The organism is Vibrio sp. 1562, assembly GCF_033340155.1.
Lineage (GTDB): Bacteria > Pseudomonadota > Gammaproteobacteria > Enterobacterales > Vibrionaceae > Vibrio > Vibrio alginolyticus.
On sequence record NZ_JAWOVY010000013.1, the window covers coordinates 93,801 to 114,957 of the forward strand.

Annotated in this window: 19 protein-coding genes; 11 read left to right on the forward strand and 8 right to left on the reverse strand. The window is 44.3% G+C overall.

Annotated elements, in window-relative coordinates:
* Positions 1-12 precede the first annotated feature (12 nt).
* Positions 13-678, reverse strand: coding sequence for a DUF2982 domain-containing protein (locus tag R7Z49_RS14825; protein ID WP_186584868.1), 666 nt, complete (start codon positions 676-678; stop codon positions 13-15).
* Positions 679-951: 273 nt separating this feature from the next.
* Between R7Z49_RS14825 and R7Z49_RS14830 the strand changes: the two genes are divergently transcribed.
* From R7Z49_RS14830 to R7Z49_RS14855, 6 genes are all read left to right on the forward strand, one after another.
* Positions 952-1,356, forward strand: coding sequence for a hypothetical protein (locus tag R7Z49_RS14830; protein WP_005376863.1), 405 nt, complete (start codon positions 952-954; stop codon positions 1,354-1,356).
* Positions 1,357-1,770: 414 nt separating this feature from the next.
* Positions 1,771-2,862, forward strand: a complete 1,092-nt coding sequence (locus R7Z49_RS14835) for a TRAP transporter substrate-binding protein (RefSeq protein ID WP_017636112.1) — start codon at positions 1,771-1,773, stop codon at positions 2,860-2,862.
* Positions 2,863-2,977: 115 nt separating this feature from the next.
* Positions 2,978-3,517, forward strand: coding sequence for a TRAP transporter small permease subunit (locus R7Z49_RS14840; RefSeq protein WP_005376869.1), 540 nt, complete (start codon positions 2,978-2,980; stop codon positions 3,515-3,517).
* Positions 3,518-3,529: 12 nt separating this feature from the next.
* Positions 3,530-4,816: a TRAP transporter large permease subunit gene (locus tag R7Z49_RS14845; protein WP_005376871.1), complete on the forward strand. Its 1,287-nt coding sequence runs from the start codon at positions 3,530-3,532 to the stop codon at positions 4,814-4,816.
* A gap of 151 nt (positions 4,817-4,967) precedes the next feature.
* Positions 4,968-6,323, forward strand: a complete 1,356-nt coding sequence (locus R7Z49_RS14850; RefSeq protein ID WP_005386831.1) for a cache domain-containing protein — start codon at positions 4,968-4,970, stop codon at positions 6,321-6,323.
* Positions 6,316-6,954 (forward strand): response regulator, encoded by a 639-nt coding sequence (locus tag R7Z49_RS14855; protein WP_005376875.1) that lies wholly within the window; start codon positions 6,316-6,318, stop codon positions 6,952-6,954. The genes R7Z49_RS14850 and R7Z49_RS14855 overlap by 8 nt, the downstream gene beginning before the upstream one ends.
* A 40-nt stretch (positions 6,955-6,994) precedes the next feature.
* Here the strand turns inward: R7Z49_RS14855 and R7Z49_RS14860 are convergent, their stop codons facing one another.
* On the reverse strand, positions 6,995-7,471 hold the full coding sequence (locus tag R7Z49_RS14860) for a MarR family winged helix-turn-helix transcriptional regulator (RefSeq protein ID WP_005376877.1): 477 nt from the start codon (positions 7,469-7,471) through the stop codon (positions 6,995-6,997).
* Positions 7,472-7,858: 387 nt separating this feature from the next.
* On the opposite strand from R7Z49_RS14860, the gene R7Z49_RS14865 reads away from it, so the two are divergent.
* Both R7Z49_RS14865 and R7Z49_RS14870 read left to right on the forward strand, forming a co-directional pair.
* Positions 7,859-9,430 (forward strand): BCCT family transporter, encoded by a 1,572-nt coding sequence (locus R7Z49_RS14865; RefSeq protein ID WP_005376879.1) that lies wholly within the window; start codon positions 7,859-7,861, stop codon positions 9,428-9,430.
* Positions 9,431-9,661: 231 nt separating this feature from the next.
* The gene (locus R7Z49_RS14870; protein WP_005376880.1) at positions 9,662-11,545 is read left to right on the forward strand and encodes a methyl-accepting chemotaxis protein; all 1,884 of its coding nucleotides are present in this window, start codon (positions 9,662-9,664) and stop codon (positions 11,543-11,545) included.
* 70 nt (positions 11,546-11,615) lie between these two features.
* On the opposite strand, the gene R7Z49_RS14875 is transcribed toward R7Z49_RS14870, so the two are convergent.
* Positions 11,616-12,335 carry a 3'-5' exonuclease gene (locus R7Z49_RS14875; RefSeq protein WP_005376881.1) on the reverse strand — a complete coding sequence of 240 codons (720 nt, stop codon included), beginning with the start codon at positions 12,333-12,335 and terminating at the stop codon, positions 11,616-11,618.
* Positions 12,336-12,343: 8 nt separating this feature from the next.
* Positions 12,344-14,233, reverse strand: coding sequence for a DUF294 nucleotidyltransferase-like domain-containing protein (locus R7Z49_RS14880; RefSeq protein ID WP_169628544.1), 1,890 nt, complete (start codon positions 14,231-14,233; stop codon positions 12,344-12,346).
* A 314-nt stretch (positions 14,234-14,547) separates the two neighbouring features.
* Between R7Z49_RS14880 and R7Z49_RS14885 the strand changes: the two genes are divergently transcribed.
* Complete coding sequence (locus R7Z49_RS14885) at positions 14,548-15,189, forward strand: outer membrane beta-barrel protein (protein ID WP_005376883.1); 642 nt, start codon at positions 14,548-14,550, stop codon at positions 15,187-15,189.
* Positions 15,190-15,278: 89 nt separating this feature from the next.
* On the opposite strand, the gene R7Z49_RS14890 is transcribed toward R7Z49_RS14885, so the two are convergent.
* The 3 genes from R7Z49_RS14890 to R7Z49_RS14900 form a co-directional block, all read right to left on the reverse strand.
* Positions 15,279-16,469: an amino acid aminotransferase gene (locus R7Z49_RS14890; RefSeq protein ID WP_017636105.1), complete on the reverse strand. Its 1,191-nt coding sequence runs from the start codon at positions 16,467-16,469 to the stop codon at positions 15,279-15,281.
* 331 nt (positions 16,470-16,800) lie between these two features.
* A complete protein-coding gene (locus tag R7Z49_RS14895) occupies positions 16,801-17,100 on the reverse strand; it encodes a hypothetical protein (RefSeq protein WP_005376885.1) in 300 nt (99 codons plus the stop codon).
* 245 nt (positions 17,101-17,345) lie between these two features.
* The gene (locus R7Z49_RS14900) at positions 17,346-17,576 is read right to left on the reverse strand and encodes a hypothetical protein (protein ID WP_017636104.1); all 231 of its coding nucleotides are present in this window, start codon (positions 17,574-17,576) and stop codon (positions 17,346-17,348) included.
* Positions 17,577-17,834: 258 nt separating this feature from the next.
* Between R7Z49_RS14900 and R7Z49_RS14905 the strand changes: the two genes are divergently transcribed.
* Together R7Z49_RS14905 and R7Z49_RS14910 are read left to right on the forward strand one after the other, a co-directional pair.
* A complete protein-coding gene (locus tag R7Z49_RS14905; protein WP_154204464.1) occupies positions 17,835-19,226 on the forward strand; it encodes a PLP-dependent aminotransferase family protein in 1,392 nt (463 codons plus the stop codon).
* 98 nt (positions 19,227-19,324) lie between these two features.
* On the forward strand, positions 19,325-19,549 hold the full coding sequence (locus R7Z49_RS14910; protein WP_017636102.1) for a hypothetical protein: 225 nt from the start codon (positions 19,325-19,327) through the stop codon (positions 19,547-19,549).
* Positions 19,550-19,640: 91 nt separating this feature from the next.
* Here R7Z49_RS14910 and asnS read toward each other — a convergent pair whose 3' ends face one another.
* A complete protein-coding gene (asnS, locus tag R7Z49_RS14915) occupies positions 19,641-21,041 on the reverse strand; it encodes an asparagine--tRNA ligase (protein ID WP_017636101.1) in 1,401 nt (466 codons plus the stop codon).
* Between the last annotated feature and the right edge of the window lie 116 nt (positions 21,042-21,157).

Here is a 21,157-nt window from a genome sequence, read left to right on the forward strand (position 1 = left end):
GTGTACTAAGCATTATTCTGGCTCGGCGGCAGCTAAGTATCGCCGAGTCAGTCCCACAAAATCCTCAGCCTCACGATCTAGATCACTTGCTGATATAAATAGATCGTAGCCATAAAAGCCTCTCTGATACTTCATCCGGTTGGCGAGCATCGCTAACAAACCTTTGTACTCAATCCCATCTCTGTTTATATACGGTTTAGGGTCAAGCACTATATCCTCAAACTTATCTTCACACTGATTTTGTTTCGCGCCTAAGTAAAGCAGTGCTCGCTGGCTGAGGAGAATTTCTGTCGCTATACGAGGGCAGATTGAATTTAAGTAGGGCGAGTAGTGTTTTAGACGAATACCGATCCAAGGTAGCGGTTGGTGCCACCCTTCCTGTTGGTAGCTACAAATACCGATTGACTCAATATTTCGCCATCGGACGACCCAACCTCCTTTAAAAAGGTGTTGCTGAAAGTGAGAAGCTGTCAGCGTAAAAGTGACTTGGCTTTTCTTAATCATCAAGATGGCGAAACCAACGATTGCAGACATCAAAATGACCGAGAACATGGCTTGCTTCCATCCCGGAGAAATGGCAACCAAAAACAAAGTGATGAGTGCAACAAGCAACAAAAGTATTCTGTTGATAGGGGAGTCGGGTTTGAAATGTGAATTTGTTAGGTGCAGCGTTTCCATGCTTATAACCTCATCGAATACTTGTCCAAAAATAAGTGGGTAGCTTTATGTGCATTGATTTGCATTTAAAATAAAACAAACCTCTGTTTTTATACCCAGTATTCAATAAATCCGTTCATAAAATATCTGATTAAATAGTAGACGTTCTATGCTTTGAGCGCATTTTTCATCGCGTTTCGCCGCTAAAACCTACAAATTGCTTGTGAATTTTGGTATAAAACGCGCTTCAAATTTTCATCCCTGCTGAGATGCAGTGAACTGGAGAAATATTCAATGAGACTTGCTCATAAGCGTAAAGTGCAGATGAAACTGCAAAAACGCATTAAAGCGACAGTAGCAAACTTAGCTGCAGCACCTAAAGCAGTGAAGCCTGTTGCGGAAAAAGCAGTAGCACCTTCTGTTGCTGAAAAAGCTGTTGCGGAGAAAGTAGTAGCTGATAAAAAAGTAGCTGCAGTGAAAACAGTTGATGTTGCCCTTACTCCTAAGCAACAACAAGTATTAGACATCGTTATGGCGAATGCTGAAGGTATTAACCCTAAAGGCATCGGTCTAGCTGCAGGTCAAGAAGATACTAAAGCGGCATCATGGGCTACTGGCGCACTAAAGAAGCTTCTTGAAGAAAACCTAGTTCAAAAAGAGCAGTTAGCAGGTAACAAAGTTATCTACAAAGCAGTTTAATTACCGCTACCGTTCTAGATTGAATACCTCGGCCGATGCCGAGGTATTTTTTTATCTTGGTATTGGAAATAATGCATTAAGTACTGACTTTAACACTGCCAATAAGTGGTTTGTCACATTTTCTTAAATACTATGTAAATTTTTTGGCAGAAAAATACGTACGTATTGTCTTTTATTTTTATTCATAGATAAAAATATAATTTATTGATTTTGCTATTAACAGTCTTTTGTCATGACGGTTGTCCTACGTACTTGTACGTAATACCTTAGGCTAATGCCTTATTGATGAATTACTCGCTTCCGTGTTCATGCCCATTTCGCATTAGACAACATTGTTACATCTTTTATACCGAATACAGCCAATCCTAATGAAATGGATGACAACAATAACCTTGGTGATAAAGGACGTGAACGATGAGTCTAATCCAAAAATCTTTAAAACGAGTGCTCAAAACAACCGCTGTCGCTGCCGCGATGGCACTCGCAGCGACTTCTGTAAACGCTGCTGAAAAAGTCTATCGTTTAAAGCTTGCTGAAACTTGGGGGCCTAATTTCCCAATTTTTGGTGATACCACAAAAAACATGGCCAAAATGGCGGAAGAGATGTCCAACGGACGTTTGCAAATCCGCATTGATTCCGCAAACAAGCATAAAGCGCCTTTTGGGGTGTTTGATATGGTTAAGTCGGGTCAGTATGACATGGGTCACTCAGCGTCTTATTACTGGAAGGGTAAGGTTCCAAACACACTTTACTTCACTTCTATGCCCTTCGGTATGTTGCCAACTGAGCAGTATGCATGGTTTTACTACGGCGGTGGTATGGAGCTGATGGAAAAAGTGTACTCTCCACATAACTTGATGTCTTTCCCTGGCGGTAATACCGATACTCAGATGGGCGGGTGGTTCCAAAAAGAGATCAAGTCCGTCGAGGACTTACAGGGTTTGAAAATGCGTATCCCAGGGTTTGCTGGTGAGATTTTGGCTGAGTTAGGTGCCAAGCCAACGAATATCGCCCCTGGTGAGCTATATACTTCTCTAGAGCGTCGCACAATTGATGCCTTGGAATGGGTTGGTCCATCGCTGGATCTACGTATGGGCTTCCACAAAATCGCGCCTTACTACTACACAGGTTGGCATGAGCCAGCGACTGAGCTTCAGTTCCTCGTTAACAAGCGTACCTGGAACCGTCTACCTGATGATCTAAAAGCGATTTTGCAAGTAGCCATGAAAACGGCCGCTTACGATATGTACACGCAATCGAAACACGAAAGCGGCAAAAACTGGGCGTCTATTAAGTCTGAATACCCAAATGTTGAAGTAAAAGATTTCCCACCTGAAGTAGTAGCTGCGTTGCGAGAAGCAAACGATCGTTTGTTGAAAGAACATGCAGAGAAAGATGCTTTGGCGAAAGAGATTCAAGAGTCGCAAGCGAACTATATGAATCAAGTTCGACCATGGTCAGATATTTCGCACCGAGCGTACTTAAACAGTCAAGCTCAACAATAACGTTATGAAGCAGGCGATGCCGAGAGGTTTAGCCTGCTATCGAAGCCCAAGAAAACTTCATAATGAATGCTCCGCACCATAGCGGAGCGCATCTAAACGTTCCACGGAGTTCGGAATGAGAAGTCTTATTTATATTGAGCGATTATTTAACCGCTTTAGCGATTTTCTCGGATGGTTATCCAGCATCCTGTTTATTTTGTTGTTAGCAAACGTTGTGTACGACGTTGTCATGCGTTACGTGTTTAATGATGTGTCTATCGCATTCCAAGAAATGGAATGGCATCTATTCTCTGCCGTGTTCTTGCTTGGTGTGCCTTACGCAATTAAGTCCGGTGGGCATGTTCGCGTCGACATTTTTTATGAACGGTTATCTTACAAAGCACAATCCATCATCGACATCATAGGCACACTATTTTTCTTATTCCCTTTTTGCCTACTGGTGGCTTGGTTTGGTATTGATTTCGCCAAGGAAAGTTACGCGTTAGGCGAGACGTCTGGTGACCCAGGTGGCTTACCATATCGTTGGATTATCAAAGCGATGATTCCGCTGTCATTTTTCTTTATGGCGGTGAGTGGTATTGGATTGTTACTCCATTCAATCAACAAAATTGTCAACCCTCATCTCATCTATGCCGGTAATAACGGTAAGTCGTAAAAGGAAGTCATTATGATCGGTATAGTGATGTTTTTTGTTGCGCTCTTTGCGCTTCTATTGGGATTTCCCGTTGCCTTTACTTTTGGTGGTATCGCGCTGATTTTTGGTGTTTGGGCTGAAGGCATCGAGATGTTTGCTTTTATGCCATATCGAATTCAGTCCATTATGGAAAATACGGTGCTAATGGCCGTACCGCTGTTCGTTTTTATGGGGCTAGTGCTACAGAAAACGAAGCTTGCTGAACAGCTACTAGAATCAATGGGGCGTTTGTTCGGTGGCGTTCGCGGTGGTATCGCTATTTCTACCGTGTTAGTTGGCGCATTGCTTGCAGCTTCAACGGGTGTGGTAGGCGCATCAGTTGTTGCGATGGGCTTAATATCTCTTCCTGTGATGCTCAAGTACAATTACGACAAAGGTTTAGCGTGTGGGACTATTTGTGCGTCTGGCACGTTGGGCCAAATTATCCCACCTTCTATCGTGTTGATCTTGTTGGGTGATGTACTTGGCGTACCGGTAGGGGACCTATTTCAAGCTGCGATCTGGCCCGGTATTACACTTGTTGGCGCCTATGTGATCTACATTCTCATCTACGCGAAGTTGAACCCTCAAGCCGCACAGGCGATAGAGCGCGATGAGTCGATCAGTCGTAAACAAGAAGTGCTCACCGCACTGAAAGCTGTATTGCCACCTTTAGCATTAATCATCGTGGTATTGGGCTCCATCTTTGCAGGGATTGCAACACCAACAGAGTCAGCGGCACTGGGTGGTGCAGGTGCGATTATTTTATCGCTATTGTATAAGCAGTTTAGTTGGTCGATGATTTATGATGCATCAAAAGAGACAGTTAAAGTAACCGCAATGGTCTTTGCGATCTTACTTGGTGCGACCGCCTTCTCAATGGCATTTACCTACACTGGTGGTGATTATTTAGTTGAAGAGTGGATGTTAGAACTGCCGGGTGAAAAGTGGGGATTCCTTATTATTACCATGGTGGTGATTCTGATTTTAGGTTTCTTTATCGACTTCGTTGAAATCTGTTTTATCATCGTGCCAATTATTGCGCCAGTCGCTGAATTGATGGGCATTAATATGACGTGGTTTGCGATTCTTATTGCGATGAACTTGCAGACGTCGTTCCTCACACCGCCATTTGGCTTTAGTTTGTTTTATCTAAAAGGTGTCGCTCCAGCAGGGGTTACTACGCGTGATATCTACAAAGGTGTGATGCCATTCATCGCGATTCAGATTGTTGTGTTGGCGTCTTTGCTGTTTTTCCCAGGTTTTTACGGTATGAGTTAATCACTCGATAATAAAGAGATTTTGTGAACTGAGAGTTTTTACCTTTTGAGACAAGTTGTTAAGCTGTTAATTATGTCTATGCAGACACAATCGATTGGTTTGTACTGCTAAGATAGTAAGCTGTAAAGGCAGCGTTTCATGGAGGGAAGGGATGCCTCTCAAAGCAAAGTTAATTCTGCTGACACTGATACCCGTGGTATTGGTGTCAGCGAGTATCAGCTGGATCTCTATCTATCAAACCAAGACCCTTGGCAAAAGGGAGGTAGAGATCTTTCATCAAAACCTGATCCAATCAAAAGAAGCGGCGCTGAAAGATACGGTCGACGTCGCTTTTGACTCCATTTCTTACATCTACAACGATCCGACATTAGAAGAGAGTGTTGCCAAAACGCGTGTGAAAGCGATTTTAAATCGTTTGAGTTATGGGTCTGACGGCTATTTTTTTGCTTATGATAAATATGGTACCAACCTTGTACACCCAGTTCTTCCAGAGCTTGTCGGGGAAAACTTACTCTATCTTGAAGACGAAAATGGCGATCGCTTAATCGAAGCTTTATTGTATCAAGCGCAATCCGGTGGCGGATTTCATCAGTACCTGTGGCAAAAGCCATCTACGGGTGAAGTCGTCCCTAAGCTTAGTTACGCTGCATGGCTCGATAAGTGGGAATGGATGATAGGGACTGGGCTGTATATTGAGGATGTCAGCCGAGAAGTCGCCAATATGCGCGCGGCAGTGAACAAAAATATCGAAACGACATTTTTCTCAGTCGTCGTGATCTTAGCGGTGACCGTTGCTGTAATCATTGTTCTCACTTTGGCGATCAATCTGCACGAGCATCGCCTCGCTGATAAGAACCTGAAAGAATTGGCACATAAAACCGTGATGTTCCAAGAAGATGAGAAAAAGCATTTAGCGCGAGAACTGCATGATGGAATCAATCAGTTGTTAGTCTCCAGTAAATGTCATTTAGACTTAATGAGTCATAGACTGGAAGACGAAAAACTCAAATCCCACTTAGATAAATCACAACGATCGCTCGTCACCGCGATAAATGAGGTGCGGCATATTTCTCATCAGCTCCGTCCAAGCGCCCTCGATGATATCGGTTTAGAAGCAGCACTGACGACCTTGCTACAGGATTTTCATTCCCATTCCGGGATTGATATCGAGAGCAATTTCGATACTCAGCAGCACAAACTGACTTCGGAAGTCGCAACGACGCTATATCGCGTCGCTCAGGAGTCTTTGAATAACATTGAAAAACATGCGCGAGCGAAAAAAGTAACGGTTACTTTGCAAAAAATGGGCAATATGCTGCAATTACTCATACGTGATGATGGCGTTGGGTTTGTGGTTAACCAAGCAGTGCACCAACAAGGGATTGGGTTAAGGAATATGCAAGAGCGTGTAGAGTTCATCGGTGGTGAATTTGAGCTAATGAGTGAGCTTGGCTTGGGAACAGAGATTACCGTGCTGCTTAATTTGGATGAAATAGTTTATGGATAAACCGATTAGTGTAGTGATTGTCGATGATCATCAAGTGGTGTTGGATGGCTTCATGGCTCGTTTGGAGTTAGAGCCTGACATCGAAGTGGTGGGTACAGCAAGTAATGGTTTGGAAGCGATAGAGGTCGCAAAGCACTTGCAACCGGATGTCATATTGATGGATATCAGCATGCCTATAATGAACGGTATTGAAGCGACTGGTGTAATTAAAGAAGCGCGCCCAGAGAGCAAAATACTTATGTTGACCATGCACGATAATCGCGAGTACATCATGAAGGTCATGCAAGCTGGTGCCGTAGGATATATGCTCAAGGAAATCTCGGCCGAGAAAATGGTGCAAGCAATAAAAACGGTGAACCAAGGCTCGACGTATTTCTGTGAATCCGTCACACAAACACTCTTTACCCAAGAAGTGGTGCCTGCCACGCAAAAAACGAATCCTCTCAGCCGCAGGGAAGAAGCGGTACTTAAATTAGTTGCTCAAGGAAACAGCAGCAAAAAAATCGCCACTTTACTCAATATTAGTTATCGAACGGTAGAGACGCATCGCCATAACATTAAGCACAAGTTGGACTTACATTCGACGGCAGAGTTAGCAAAATATGCGTTTGAAACTGGCTTGACTGAGTAGGAGAGTAGTGCCCGCAAAAAGCGAGCACGTGGGAGCGAAACTAATCGGCTTTGGTAATGCTACCAAGCTCTAGCATTGGAGCAACATCGATGTCCTCTGCATTCATCATCGTCGAGATGCGTTGAACGGAAGATAGTAGAAGGGATTGCTCCCATTCTTCCAATTTTTGGAATCGATTAATGAAGTGCTCTTGCAGCGGCGTTGGTGCTTGTTTTAAGGCTTCTTGGCCCTTGCTCGTAAGTACAGCATGCACTTTACGCTTGTCTTGAACACTGCGCTGACGCTCAACAAACTGGCCTCGTTCTAGTCTATCTAGAATGGTCGTTGCGGTCGCTTGGCTCATGTTAGTGTGGCTAGACAACTGTTTAATCGTCACGTTATCTAAGTCATTGATAGCGCGCATCAAAATCAACTGTGGAGCAGTCAATCCAGACTCTTTGCTCAGCTTTTTAGAATGTAAATCAATAGCGCGGATGATCTGACGAATCGAGACCAATACTTCTTCGTACTTTTCCAATTTATTCATCCAGTCTGTAGGGAACATTTATCGAGGCGACACTAACTTAAATGCGCCCTTATTTAAAGGGGGGAAATCAAAAATTACCCCTACAATTTTACGCCGTGTCCTCAATACCATTTTGTCGCGCCTTTTCGACAAAATAAGAAGAGCTAAAATTATTATAGCAATAAATGTTTGTGGTCTAACTATTGTAGTAGTGATTTGTTCTATCAAAGGCCGTAACCACACAGTGAAAAGTAAGTTATTGGATTTTTTAATAGCAAAAAGATAGACAAAAACGTGTCAAATGATAGGATCTTGCGCCTTCACGGAATGCAAAACGTATCGTGTTCGAAAGATTTTTTTGTTTGGTACGTAAAAACACTACAAAAATAGAGAGGAACGATGACAAAGGGTATAGATAAGTACAGTATCGATAGTACCGACTATACGGTAGGTCAGGACAACGTTCAAAAATGGGGTTTTGATGTTCATAACCCAGTTTTTGGTATTAGTGCAGGTTTAATTGCGCTGTTTCTTGTCGCTGCATTAGTTCTAGATGCACATACCGCAAAGACGGCACTTGATGGGCTGAAGTGGAAAATTATTGGTTCATTCGATTGGTTGTTCATTATTGCAGGTAACATTTTCGTTATTTTCTGTTTGGCGCTTATCGTCTCACCAATGGGTAAGATTCGACTAGGTGGTAAAGACGCTGTTGCCGATTACTCGTTTATGTCATGGCTTGCAATGCTATTTGCAGCTGGTATGGGTATCGGTTTAATGTTCTGGAGTGTTGCAGAACCTGTCGCTTACTTCACCGGTTGGTATGAAACGCCACTTGGTGTTGAGGCAAATACACCAGAAGCCGCGAGATTGGCACTGGGTGCAACGATGTTCCACTGGGGCCTTCACCCATGGGCAATTTACGGTGTTGTAGCACTTTCTTTAGCATTCTTTGCCTACAACAAAGGTTTACCGCTATCTATGCGTTCGATCTTCTACCCACTTCTGGGTGATCGTGCATGGGGTTGGGCTGGCCACATTGTGGACATTCTGGCTGTGCTTGCGACTTTATTTGGTCTTGCTACATCCCTAGGTCTAGGTGCGCAGCAAGCAGCAAGTGGTATTCATCACGTATTTGGTGTTGAGCCAGGCCTAGGTCTGCAAATCGTCGTTATTACCGTGGTGACTTTACTTGCTGTTGTTTCAGTCGTACGCGGCATCGATGGTGGTGTTAAAGTCATTAGTAACATCAACATGGTTGTGGCGTTCTTGCTACTTCTCCTTGTTGGTCTTATCGGTTGGGCGGCGAGCCTAGGTTCGATTCCAACCACACTTATGGCATATGTAGAGAATATCATCCCACTAAGTAACCCGTTTGGTCGTACGGACGAAGCTTGGTTCCAAGGCTGGACAGTGTTCTACTGGGCTTGGTGGATTTCATGGTCGCCATTCGTAGGCATGTTCATCGCGCGTGTTTCTCGTGGCCGTACCGTTCGCGAGTTCATCACAGCAGTTCTACTGGTTCCAACTGCGGTTACCGTTGTTTGGATGTCTGTATTTGGTGGCCTGGCGATCGAGCAAGTTGTTGATAAAGTAGGTGAGCTGGGCACAAATGGCTTGACTGACGTATCTCTCGCTATGTTCCAAATGTTTGATGTTCTTCCATTTGGTAGCATGCTTTCTATCATCGCTGTTGTGTTGGTACTTGTGTTCTTCATTACGTCTTCTGACTCTGGTTCACTTGTTATCGACAGTATCACGGCAGGTGGTAAAGTTGATGCACCTGTACTTCAACGTGTCTTCTGGGCATTCATGGAAGGTGCAATTGCGGTTGCTCTGCTATGGATTGGTGGCTCCGAGGCGGTTCAAGCTCTTCAGGCTGGTGCCATTTCTACAGCACTGCCATTTACCTTCATTCTGCTTGCAATGTGTGTGAGCTTATTGATGGGTATGAGAACAGAGCGTCAGTAATTCGGCATTTTATAAAACCGTTTGACTAACAATCAATCAAAAGGCCAGCAATTTGCTGGCTTTTTTTGTGCGGTTTTTATGACGCTCGAGACAAAAAAATGACACATGAAAGTTCATATTTTACAAAGAGTTAATGTGCTATTTTGTTTTTTAAAAATTAGTGAATAGTCGTAAAAAAGTGTGTAATATTCATGCACCTTAACTGTTCTCCCAACTCAAAAAACTATAAATATGAAATTATCATTAAAACAAAAGCTTATAGGCGCAAGCCTTTCTGCTGTTGTTGTGATGGCAACAGCACTTACTTGGTTGTCGGCTGGTCAATTATTTGATCAGACTCGTTCAGGTGTCTATTCACGTGCGCAAAGTCTTAGTACTACTGCGTCAGAGGGAATTTCTGATTGGGTCAATATCCGTAAAGATATTGCCACTGCGTTCAACGACTACTCGACCGAGCAAGACGTTGTTCCTTTCCTACAACAAGCTCGCAAGGCTGGTGGCTTCGATGACATCTTCCTTGGTACACCAAACGGTGATATGTACCGCTCTCATCCGGAGCGTAACCGTGCTGATTATGACCCTCGCACACGTCCTTGGTACAAGGATGCTGATGCAGCGGGTAAGCAAATCATCACAGCCGCATATCAAGACGCAATCACGAATGCACTACTTGTGACCATTGCTGAGCCAGTAATGAAAAATGGTCAGTTTGTTGGTGTTGTTGGTGCGGATGTACTGATCGATCAGCTTATCAGCGATGTGATTAACTTAGATGCAGGTGAAAACGCGCATGCGATGCTAATCGACATGAATGAAGGCACCTTTTTAGCGCATCCAGATAAAAGCTTGACGCTTAAGCCTATCACCAGTGTTCTAAAAGATTTTTCAGAAGAGGCAATTGAGCGTGCCGCCGATGAAGGTCGTATCGAAGATACGGTAATCAAAGGAAAAGAGAAGCTTTACTACTTCAATAAAGTTCCTGGCACGCATTGGATGTTTGCGATTGAAATGGATCGCGCAACAGAAGAAGCAGGTCATGCGGTATTGCTACGAGATCTATTGTTCACTGCTGTGGCGATCACGATTGTGGTTATTCTTGCAGTTTCTTGGCTAGTTGGTTTCTTGTTCCGTGACTTGAACCGCGTATCAAATGCACTGGAAGAAATTGCATCTGGCGAAGGTGACTTAACGCAACGCCTAGAGCCACGCAGTGATGATGAAGTAGGTAAACTGGCGGAAAACTTCAACCGTTTTGTTGGCAACATGCACACAATGGTTACTAAGCTTAGCCACGTATCTTCTGCGCTTTCAGAGCAAGCACGCACGACAGCACAGCAAGCTGAGGAGCGTAGTCAGCGTATCTCTTACCAGCAAGATGAAATCAACATGGTGGCGACGGCCGTGAACGAAATGGCAGCAGCGACACAAGAAATTGCAGGTAATGCTGATAGCACGGCAAGTAACTCAGAAGAAGCGGTTCAAGCTTGTTCACACGGTTCAAGCCAAGTAACTCAAACGCAAGGCTCTATTCAGAACTTAGCGCAAGAAGTTCAAGTTGCTACTGATGTGATTCAAGAGCTAGAAGCACACGGAAATAGCATCAATACGATTCTATCAACGATTCAAGGCATTGCAGAGCAAACGAACCTACTTGCACTTAACGCGGCGATCGAAGCGGCACGTGCAGGTGAGCAAGGCCGTGGTTTTGCTGTGGTTGCAGATGAAGTCCGCGTATTGAGCCAACGTACTCATGCTTCAACGCAAGAGATTCAAGAAACTATCGAGATGCTACAAGGCACAACAGCCAAAGCGGTCGGTATTATGGGTGACAGTCGTCGTCTAGCTGATACCAGTGTTGATGATGCCAATGCGGCTGCAGCGAGCTTGACGCAAATCCACACTGCTGTTGAGCGTATCAGTGATATGGCAACGCAGATTGCTTCAGCAGCAGAAGAGCAAGCATCGGTAACCACTGAGATCACTCGTAACACTGAAGGTATTCGTGACGTGTCTAACGAGCTGTCAGTCGAAGCTCATCAAGCAGCAGAACAAGCTGCTCACCTGTCTGAGCTATCACACGAACTTGAACAAGAGATTCAACGCTTTAAGCTGTAATCTTGTCTCAACCTAAGTAAAAAAGGAGCCATCAGGCTCCTTTTTTGATCGCTATTAAGCGTGAAGTATATTACAGCCAGAACTCACTGATGGGTTGCTCTTCACTGTAATGATGGGCGATTTGCGCTTGCAGTAGCTCTGCGGTAGCAATTGCATCGGTTAATGCATGGTGAGGCGTATAGTCTGGCAGCCCATAACGGCGTCGAGATTGCGCTAGCCGAACCGATTCTGGTTTTTTCCCTTTTAAACGCTCCCAGAGAGAGCCTGAACGTTTCTGTTGAATCGTTTCTTCAAGGTGCAGCGTATCTAAAACAGGAAACTCAATACCTTCCCCTAAACGGCTTTTGAGCGCTTTATCCAGAAACTCTCTCTCGATACGACGGTAATGAACAACAATGATTTTCCCGCTTAAGCATGGTAGCAGCTCGCTTAAGATATCGCCTAAGTCAGGCGCATCGATCAATTCGCTGTGAGTAATACCGTGTATAATGACTGAGTCTTCATCGAGTGCACGCTGTGGACGTACCTTCCAATGACGCGAGTTACGTAGGAAAATTCGCTTCAGGTTAAACGGCACTAAACCAATAGTAATGATGTCATGTTTTTCAGGATTCAAACCCGTCGTTTCGAAATCTAACGCCACGAACTCCACCTCAGATAACGGTGTTTCTGGAGCAGGCGGCTTGTTGCTATAAAACGCAATTAAATTCTCATCCTTCGCCATCTCCAGCTTTTGTTCAAACTTCGTTGGCCACTGAATGGTTGGCTTCTGAAAGAGCTTTTTAATCATGCTAAACCTCACTTAAAGCTCTTGTTCGCTTGGTAGCGGAACTTAAGGAAATTTTGACCATTGCTTAGGATCTGGAATGCATCCTTTAGGTTGCGACGTTCAAACTCAGAGAGGTTTTCCGGTTCGATATTGTTATCAGGATCAATGCCTAGTTCCACATCCGTCGCTTGGTGACGAATACGCACCATGGAAATAAACTCTAACGCGTCTTTTAAGTCTTGTGCTCGACCTTTTGGCAAAATGCCAGCATCAATAATGTCGTCAAGACGCTCAAACGAGTTCTGTGCTCGTGAACCAACCGCCAGAGAGTGAACGCGAATTAAGTCGACCAGAGGAGCAGTACCGCGACGTTTGAGGTTGATGGAGTTGTTGTGTCTGCCATCTTTTTCCATCACGAAGTCTTTAAAGAAGCCTAGAGGTGGTGTTCTGTTTAGTGCGTTACGAGCCAAACACGCTAAGAAGCGGTTGTTCTTTCGAGCGCGACGAACAATAAAGCTAGTTAACTGTTCTGCCCATTTTAAGCGGCCATAGACGCCATCCAAGTCGAAAAAGATGGAGGCGTTGAGTAGTGCTTTCGGGTTCGGGTTATCAATCCAGTCAGCAAAACACTCTTCCCATTCTGAACGAGTCATGCGCCACAGTGGGTTGGTTGCCATAATATCGCCTGTGCAATATTTGTAGCCACAGGCATCTAACCCATCGCTGACGTATTTTGCTAGGGCTTCGAAGTATTTACCATGTTTCTCTTCTTGATAAGTTTCATCTAGAATGATGGCGTTATCTTGGTCAGTCACCAACAGTTGCTCATCTCGCCCCATTGAGCCAAGTGCAAGGAAACAATAAGGAATTGGCGGTGGACCAAGCTCTTCTTCTGCCATTTCTAGCAGACGCTGTTTGAAGCTTCGGCCAATGACCGACATCGCGCTACCCACCATGTGAGAGTTGGCATCTTCATTGACCAGACGCACGAAGCTGCTTTTCACTTCTTCGGCAACAACGGCTAAATCTTCGATAGTCTGTTGTTGGAAAATACTACTCACCAACAACAACGAATTCTGAGATTCATAACGAACAATGTCGGTGGTTTCGATAATACCGATTGGTAATTGGTTTTTTACCACTGGTAGGTGATGTACGTTGTAACGCAGCATCGTTAACATTGCTTCATAGATGTAAGCGTTGTGGTCAAGAGACATGACCTCCGTGGTCATCACACTGGACACATCGTCCTGTGGGGACAAACCTTCAGCTAACACACGGGTACACAAGTCACGGTCGGTAATGATACCAAGTACTGGGGACTGTGGATCGTCTTCGTCACGAACGAAATCTGGGTCGACGATAAGTAAAGCCGATACGTTGTCATTCGCCATTTGCTGCGCGGCTTGCTGGATTGTCTGACCACGATCAATCGTATGAGCATCGCCAGTCAGCAAGGTTTTCACTTTCGACGTCGTCAGGTCATTGGCGTCTTTGTTTTCTGAAATGGCTTGGCGTAAACGAGCGCTATTTTCAACTTCAACAAAATCCGCAAAGGAATCAAAGTTATCGTAAATTTCTTGGAAAATGTCACCAGGAATACAGTAGAGCAGGGTATCCTCAATGGCTTTTACTGGAAAGCGGACTTTGTTATTGGTGAGCATGCCCATCTGGCCAAATAGGTCACCTTCGTCAAGGCGATTATACAGCTCACCTTTGCGTCGATAAACTTCAACAACACCGCTTCGCACCACGTATAAATCTTGGATATAGTCTCCAAAATGGATGATGGGGGTATCTTCTCGGTAGTACGAGATTTCGATACTCTCTGTCACCTTGTTTAGTGTTTCTTCAGGGAGTTCATTGAACGGGGGATACTTGGCGAGAAAGTTGTAAATCTCGAGAAGTTCTGCATCCATCGAAGGCGCCTTTTAGTTCGCAAATAATAAAGTAATCTTAACTTAGTTTTAAAACAGAGTCTTATCTGAACCGCGATTTTCGTGCTCAGTCATAAGATTCTGACATATCGCACGATAAGGGAGCTTCATTTTTACTACTATATGGTCACCTCAATTGAAAAAGACGTCGCCGATATGTTTTCTTCGTGATGACTGATTAGATCTTTGGCTGTTTCAGATCGTTATCACGTCTTTAGATTAAGCTATTCTTCTTGAGCCAAGTAGCTCAGGCGATGGAATACAGTGTTTAGATAATTCTCATGAAAGGAAGTCGAATGGTGAGAAATTTATTGCTTGTTTCTTTAGCTGCTTTGCCGGCGATATCAAGCGCAGTGGTCATGGACCAAGCAGAAAAATTTGGGTACGAACACATTCATTTGGATGTTGGTGCCGGAACGACAAACGAAGAATGGTTAGATAACTCTAATACGACCACAGTGGGACTCGGTGGTAACTATTTGTTTACTGAGAATTGGTTGTTTAATGTTGATTACTCAGCGCAGTTTTTCCATCCGGATGATTTTACTCTTCGCATTGACCGCCTTTTGTTTGGTGGTGGTTACCGTTATGGAGTTACAGAGCAATTCGATATCTACGGGATATATGGAATAGGCGCAATCAAAGCGAAAGCGACGGACGACAAAACGGATAATACGTTGTCTTCCGATAGCGAATTGATTCAAGCTGTAACTGTTGGGGTGAATTACTTGCTCAGTGAAAAGCTTATTGCGACAGCTGAAGTGGAGTTGAACCGTAGTGATATCGTTGATGAGAACAATTTTAAGATCGGTCTTAACTACCAATGGCATAAAGTCATCGGCACTGGTCTTTTTTATCAGTTTAGAGATACTGATTACAGCGGTGAAAGCTCAGATTACGTCAATGAAGTTGGGCTGAGTTTGAAGTTTGTCTACTAGATCGGACGGGTTCGTTTTTGGCGTTAAGTTAAAACAAAAAAGGTCAGCTTATGCTGACCTTTCCTTTTAACAAAGTATGCGACAGTCGATTATAAAACCGCTGCAATGCCTTTACACAGAGGGCCCATATTTGACTTCGTCATACCAGCAACACTGATTCGGCCAGAACCGACAATGTAAATACCGAACTCTTCTTTAAGGCGGTTAACTTGCTCTTTAGAAAGACCAGAGAAAGAGAACATACCATTTTGACGTTCGATGAAACTAAAGTCTGCGTCCACACCTTCTGCTTTTAGTGTCGCTACAAATAGTTCACGCATTTCTTGAATACGGTCACGCATTTCTGCTACTTCAGCTTCCCATTCCGCACGCATTTCGGCGTTGCCAAGAATGTGAGTCACGACAGCACTGCCGTGTGCAGGTGGGTTAGAGTAGATAGAGCGAATAATGGCTTTAACTTGAGAAAATGCGGTTGTTGCGACTTCTTCTGACTCAGCTACTAACGTGAAGGCACCTACGCGTTCATTGTATAGGCCAAAGTTTTTCGAGAAAGAGCTCGCGACTAGAATTTCTTTGTTGTACTTAGCAAAAGTACGAAGACCTGCAGCATCTTCTTCCACACCTTTAGCAAAGCCTTGGTAGGCGAAGTCGAACAGAGGAAGCAATTTCTTCTCTGCGACAAGTTTCGCCAATGTTTCCCATTCTTCAGCCGTAGGATCGATCCCTGTAGGGTTGTGACAGCAGCCGTGTAGAAGCACGATGTCGCCTTCAGATGCAGATTGCAGATCATTTAGCATCGCATCGAAGTCTTTGTCTTTTGTTTCAGCATTGTAGTAGCTGTATTGTGCCGTTTCGATACCAGCAGCAGTAAATACGCCGTTGTGGTTCGCCCATGTTGGGTTGCTGATCCAGATCTTTACATCGCCTAGTTGACGTTTAATGAACTCGCCGGCAACACGTAGTGCACCAGTACCACCCGGAGCTTGAGCTGTTTTAGCGCGTTTTTCGTTTACAATTTCTGCATCAGAGCCGAAAAGCAGTTTTTGCACTGCAATACCGTACTCTGCTGTGCCTTCGATGGTTAGGTAAGATTTGGTTTTTTCAGTTTCAACAAGTGCTGCTTCAGCTTTCTTTACTGTCGCAAGAACGGGAGTTTCGCCTTGCTCGTTTTTGTAAATACCTACGCCAAGGTTAATTTTGTCTGCGCGAGCATCTTTTTTAAACTCTTCAGTAAGGCCAAGAATAGGGTCAGCCGGAGCGGCAACTACTTTTTCAAACATAATCTTCATCCATGTTAATCGAAGGGGTGTGCTAACATTTATACCTTTCAGCAATATTGGTTACAACCGTTACTGAAAAGAAAACCTAAAAAAGTTGCGATTTGAAACAGAATTCTAACATAACTAAAGTTTTTGCCATGAAAACGTTTGGTAGGCACAGAGTTTGAAGGGCATTTATGCCATGGTTGGAGAAGTTTTGCACACATCCCAATCGTTTCAATTCAGTGCTTTGCGTTAACACGTTTATAATTGCCTAGTGAGGATTTGTTGAGACAAAAACGCCCCACCAAAGGTGGAGCGTTTACTGTTAGAGTATGGATATCGGTTGGGGTTATTTCTTCAGATTGATTTCCGACTCAACCGCATTGGTTTCGATGTCAGGGTTAGAAGAAAGTTTTTCAGTCGCCCAGTCGTTCATATGCTTTAAGATCGCTTTTAATGCGTGCTTTTCGGTTGGTACTTCTGTCTTTTCAACTTCAAGTTTTTGCTTCGGATGCGTACCCGTCGCATCTTCCGCAACGTGTAGCCAATCTGGGTGCCAGTAATAAGGTTGGCCGGAAGGAGAGCTCCAAGAATGTACGCCGTTGGATTCACCTTTGTATTTAATATCTTCTTCGTTGTATTTCGCCATTATTGTTTTCTCTCATAATCCATGAGTTGAGGTGTGCATCACCATTACTATTTAAATGTAACAGATGTAATGAAAATTAATGTGATAACAATCGACTTATTTTGCCCTTTGAACGCTATAGAAGATGCGTACTTCTCATTCAGAAGAATTTACTATTTGGCAGGTTTTAGCTTTATTTGTGTTTAAAGCATACAACGATGGATTCGCCTACCTAATGCTATTCTTGAACGGTGATAGAGCCTAAACTACTCGTCATTCAAGTGTTTGAGAATCGCCGCTTTTGCATGCTCTTCTGTCGCTGTTTCTCCATCAGGGACTTCAAGGTCAGCCTTTTTGTGTTCACCCAAAGCATCTTCAGCGATATGCAGCCAATCAGGATGCCAATAATAAGGGGTGGTACTGCCAGGATGGTCCCAACTATGTACACCTTTATGTTTTCCGCGATACGAGAGATCGTCCATTGTAAAAACTTTCATCGCTTCCTCCTGATTTAAAGACCGTAGCTCGAAGTGAGTTTAACGCACTCAGTCCAACGTAAAACCTTGCTTTTAGGTATTGCAAAGATGTGAGGCAATATGTGTGTAACAGTCAAAGTATGGGATATAAACGCTCACTTCGTGGCTGAAATATCTATTGATAAGCTTGATAAATTACGTTGCTAAATTGAATACTCCCATATCAGAATGCTGGCGCGAAGTATGCTATGGTGCGGCTGTAAGTGAAATGAGGGAAACATGAACCGATACCGTCAACTGGCTGAGCTGTTCAAAACGCAGATTCAGCAAAATACATGGAGAGCAGGGGAAAAGCTGCCATCAGTGCGTGTAACAAGCCGAAACCATTCTGTCAGCGCAGGTACGGTATTACAAGCTTATCAGTTGCTCGAAGCACAAGGTTGGGTCGCAGCGAAACCTCAGTCTGGATACTTTGTGACTGCGGAGTTGGACCGCTTCGAACCGAGTTCTCCAGCCACTTCCGTTTATCGCTCTAGCATCAACGATGAACTTTACGACTACCTCAAAAATCAGGCCTCACCGAATGCGGTGAAGTTTGGCTCCGCGTTTCCAGACCCAGCATTGTTCCCATTAGAAGCGCTAAACCGCAACCTAGCCAGCTCAGGCAGGAAGATGGGGGCAGAGACGTTATTGGATAACTTGCCGCCGGGCTGTGAGTCTCTACGCCGTTTGATTGCTCAACGGTACATCCAACAAGGTATGGTGTTTACCCATGATGATATTGTCGTTACTTCTGGCGCATTAGAAGCGTTGAATTTGAGCCTTCAGGCCGTGACCCAGCCTGGAGATACTGTTGTAGTTGAATCACCGACGTTTTATGGCGCACTTCAAGCGATTGAACGTTTAGGTCTAAAGGCGATAGAAATAACGGTGGATCCGTTAACTGGACATTCAGTGGATCAAATTGAAGCGACTTTTGCCGACAATGATGTTCGCGCATGTTGGTTAATGACTAACTTTCACAATCCAACAGGAACCTTATTAAGTGACGGGCAGAAGCAACGTATCGTCGAACTGGCTGATAAATACGATGTGTACTTGATCGAAGATGATGTGTATTCAGAGCTTTATTTTTCTGAAAAAAAGCCAAGCTCACTTAAAGCTTTTGATACACAAGAGCGCGTGTTGCATTGTGGATCATTTTCAAAAAGCCTTTGCCCTGGCTATAGGCTGGGCTGGGTGGTAAACAAACGCTTCAATGAGCAACTTCAAAAGCTGCAACTTATCTCGACGTTGTCAGGCAGTGCACCAATCCAGCAGGGTATCGCGCATTACTTGCAAAACGATAGTTATGATAGCCATCTTAGAAAACTGCGAAAGAATCTTGAGCAGCGGCAATTGGCGTTTATTGAACTGGTTGATAAGTACTTTCCCCAATCGATTCGTTACACGCAACCGGAAGGCGGCTATTTTCTTTGGATAGAACTGCCGAAAACAAAGTGCGGAAAAGCGATTTATCAGAAGTTATTGGAAGCGAACATCACTGTAGCATTTGGTCAGTTGTTTTCTGTCGCTCCAAATTATGAGAACTACCTGAGGCTTAATACATCGTTACCTGTAAATGATGAATTAGAACAAGCCGTGAAGACGGTCGGAGAATTACTTCATTAGCCAACTGTTTACCTGTTTTTTGCTCAAACTGTATCAGTGGACGATACCGAAGCTGTGTTTCAATCATGGGCAGACAACCATTTAGGTTAGGAGCCGTAATGAAAAAGCAGTTGGTAAAGCATGAACTTAGGTTGATGGGTGTTGCTATTTTTAGCGCATTTTTGTTGGTGTTTGCACACTTGATATTGGCGAAATCTTTTTCTCATATGGTTTGGACGGAATACACTGCTGCCGTTATCCCATTTGTGATGTTTGGCTTGTGTGTGGTTGGAGTAAAATACGCAGCGCGAGCAGATGAGGATGACGACGAAAATAACAACTAGAGTGCATACACCGGTTGCTAGAAAATCATTCGTACAAAATAAAAGACCTCCACATGGGAGGTCTTTTTAATTCGATATCACTAAAAAGTGATTAGAAGTTCGCAGAGCGAGGAGTACGTGGGAATGGGATCACGTCACGAACGTTGCCCATACCAGTTACGTAAGATACTAGGCGCTCGAAGCCTAGACCGAAGCCTGCGTGTGGCACTGTACCGTATTTACGTAGGTCGCGGTACCAGCTCATATGTTCAGGATCGATACCCACTTCACGCATACGTGCATCTAGAATGTCTAGGCGCTCTTCACGCTGAGAACCACCGATGATTTCGCCGATGCCCGGTGCTAGAACGTCCATCGCTGCAACTGTTTTACCGTCATCGTTAGCACGCATGTAGAATGCTTTGATGTCTTTCGGGTAGTTCTTAACGATTACAGGTGCTTTGAAGTGTTCTTCAGCAAGGAAACGCTCGTGCTCAGAAGACATATCGATACCCCATTCAACTGGGAATTCGAACTCACGACCTGAATCAAGAAGGATCTGGATTGCGTCAGTGTAGTCAACCTGCGCGAAGTCAGAAGAAACGAACTGCTCTAGACGAGTGATTGCTTCTTTGTCGATGCGTTGAGCGAAGAACTCAAGGTCATCGCGACACTCTGCAAGCACCGCTTTAAACACGTACTTGAGCATGTCTTCAGCCAGTTTCGCTACATCATCCAGTTCTGCGAACGCAACTTCAGGCTCAACCATCCAGAATTCTGCTAGGTGGCGGCTTGTGTTTGAGTTTTCAGCTCGGAAAGTAGGGCCGAAAGTGTAAACTTTGCTTAGCGCACAAGCGTAAGCTTCTGCGTTTAGCTGACCAGATACGGTTAGGAACGTCTCTTTACCGAAGAAGTCTTCGTTGTAGTCCACTTTACCAGCGTCAGTGCGAGGAAGGTTTTCCATGTCTAGCGTAGATACGCGGAACATTTCACCAGCGCCTTCAGCATCTGAAGCCGTGATCAACGGCGCAGATACCCAGAAGTAACCTTGCTCGTGGTAGAAGCGGTGGATTGCTTGTGATAGGCAGTTACGTACACGTGCTACTGCACCGATTACGTTTGTGCGCGGACGAAGGTGCGCAACTTCACGTAGGTACTCGATTGAGTGACGAGTTTTTGCCATTGGGTAAGTTTCAGCATCTTCAACCCAACCAACCACTTTAACGTCAGTGGCAGCAAGTTCGAAGTCTTGACCCTTTGCAGGAGATTCAACAATCTTACCAGTTACTTCAACAGAGCAGCCAGTCGTTAGCTTTAATACTTCGTCTTCGTAATTATTAAGATTATTTGGGACCACGGCCTGAATCGGGTCGAAACAAGAGCCGTCATATATGGCAAGGAAAGAGATTCCAGCTTTGGAATCACGACGTGAACGGATCCAGCCACGAACAGTCACTTCGCTGTCTACTGCTAGCTGACCTTTCAATACGTCTGATACAGGCGCGTAAGTCATGTTTTCAATATTCTCCATTGAGGTAAAAATTCAACTCAACGCTTACTTAAAGTACTTGTCTAATAACATTTTTGTTCAAAAAACAAGCTAAGCGCTGAGTTGGGTAGCATTTTACA

Coding starts and splice junctions, on each gene's coding strand:
- R7Z49_RS14825 (WP_186584868.1), bottom strand. CDS start 678: ATGGAAACGCTGCACCTAACAAATTCACATTTCAAACCCGACTCCCCT.
- R7Z49_RS14830 (WP_005376863.1), top strand. CDS start 952: ATGAGACTTGCTCATAAGCGTAAAGTGCAGATGAAACTGCAAAAACGC.
- R7Z49_RS14835 (WP_017636112.1), top strand. CDS start 1,771: ATGAGTCTAATCCAAAAATCTTTAAAACGAGTGCTCAAAACAACCGCT.
- R7Z49_RS14840 (WP_005376869.1), top strand. CDS start 2,978: ATGAGAAGTCTTATTTATATTGAGCGATTATTTAACCGCTTTAGCGAT.
- R7Z49_RS14845 (WP_005376871.1), top strand. CDS start 3,530: ATGATCGGTATAGTGATGTTTTTTGTTGCGCTCTTTGCGCTTCTATTG.
- R7Z49_RS14850 (WP_005386831.1), top strand. CDS start 4,968: ATGCCTCTCAAAGCAAAGTTAATTCTGCTGACACTGATACCCGTGGTA.
- R7Z49_RS14855 (WP_005376875.1), top strand. CDS start 6,316: ATGGATAAACCGATTAGTGTAGTGATTGTCGATGATCATCAAGTGGTG.
- R7Z49_RS14865 (WP_005376879.1), top strand. CDS start 7,859: ATGACAAAGGGTATAGATAAGTACAGTATCGATAGTACCGACTATACG.
- R7Z49_RS14870 (WP_005376880.1), top strand. CDS start 9,662: ATGAAATTATCATTAAAACAAAAGCTTATAGGCGCAAGCCTTTCTGCT.
- R7Z49_RS14875 (WP_005376881.1), bottom strand. CDS start 12,335: ATGATTAAAAAGCTCTTTCAGAAGCCAACCATTCAGTGGCCAACGAAG.
- R7Z49_RS14880 (WP_169628544.1), bottom strand. CDS start 14,233: ATGGATGCAGAACTTCTCGAGATTTACAACTTTCTCGCCAAGTATCCC.
- R7Z49_RS14885 (WP_005376883.1), top strand. CDS start 14,548: ATGGTGAGAAATTTATTGCTTGTTTCTTTAGCTGCTTTGCCGGCGATA.
- R7Z49_RS14890 (WP_017636105.1), bottom strand. CDS start 16,469: ATGTTTGAAAAAGTAGTTGCCGCTCCGGCTGACCCTATTCTTGGCCTT.
- R7Z49_RS14895 (WP_005376885.1), bottom strand. CDS start 17,100: ATGGCGAAATACAACGAAGAAGATATTAAATACAAAGGTGAATCCAAC.
- R7Z49_RS14900 (WP_017636104.1), bottom strand. CDS start 17,576: ATGAAAGTTTTTACAATGGACGATCTCTCGTATCGCGGAAAACATAAA.
- R7Z49_RS14905 (WP_154204464.1), top strand. CDS start 17,835: ATGAACCGATACCGTCAACTGGCTGAGCTGTTCAAAACGCAGATTCAG.
- R7Z49_RS14910 (WP_017636102.1), top strand. CDS start 19,325: ATGAAAAAGCAGTTGGTAAAGCATGAACTTAGGTTGATGGGTGTTGCT.
- asnS (WP_017636101.1), bottom strand. CDS start 21,041: ATGACTTACGCGCCTGTATCAGACGTATTGAAAGGTCAGCTAGCAGTA.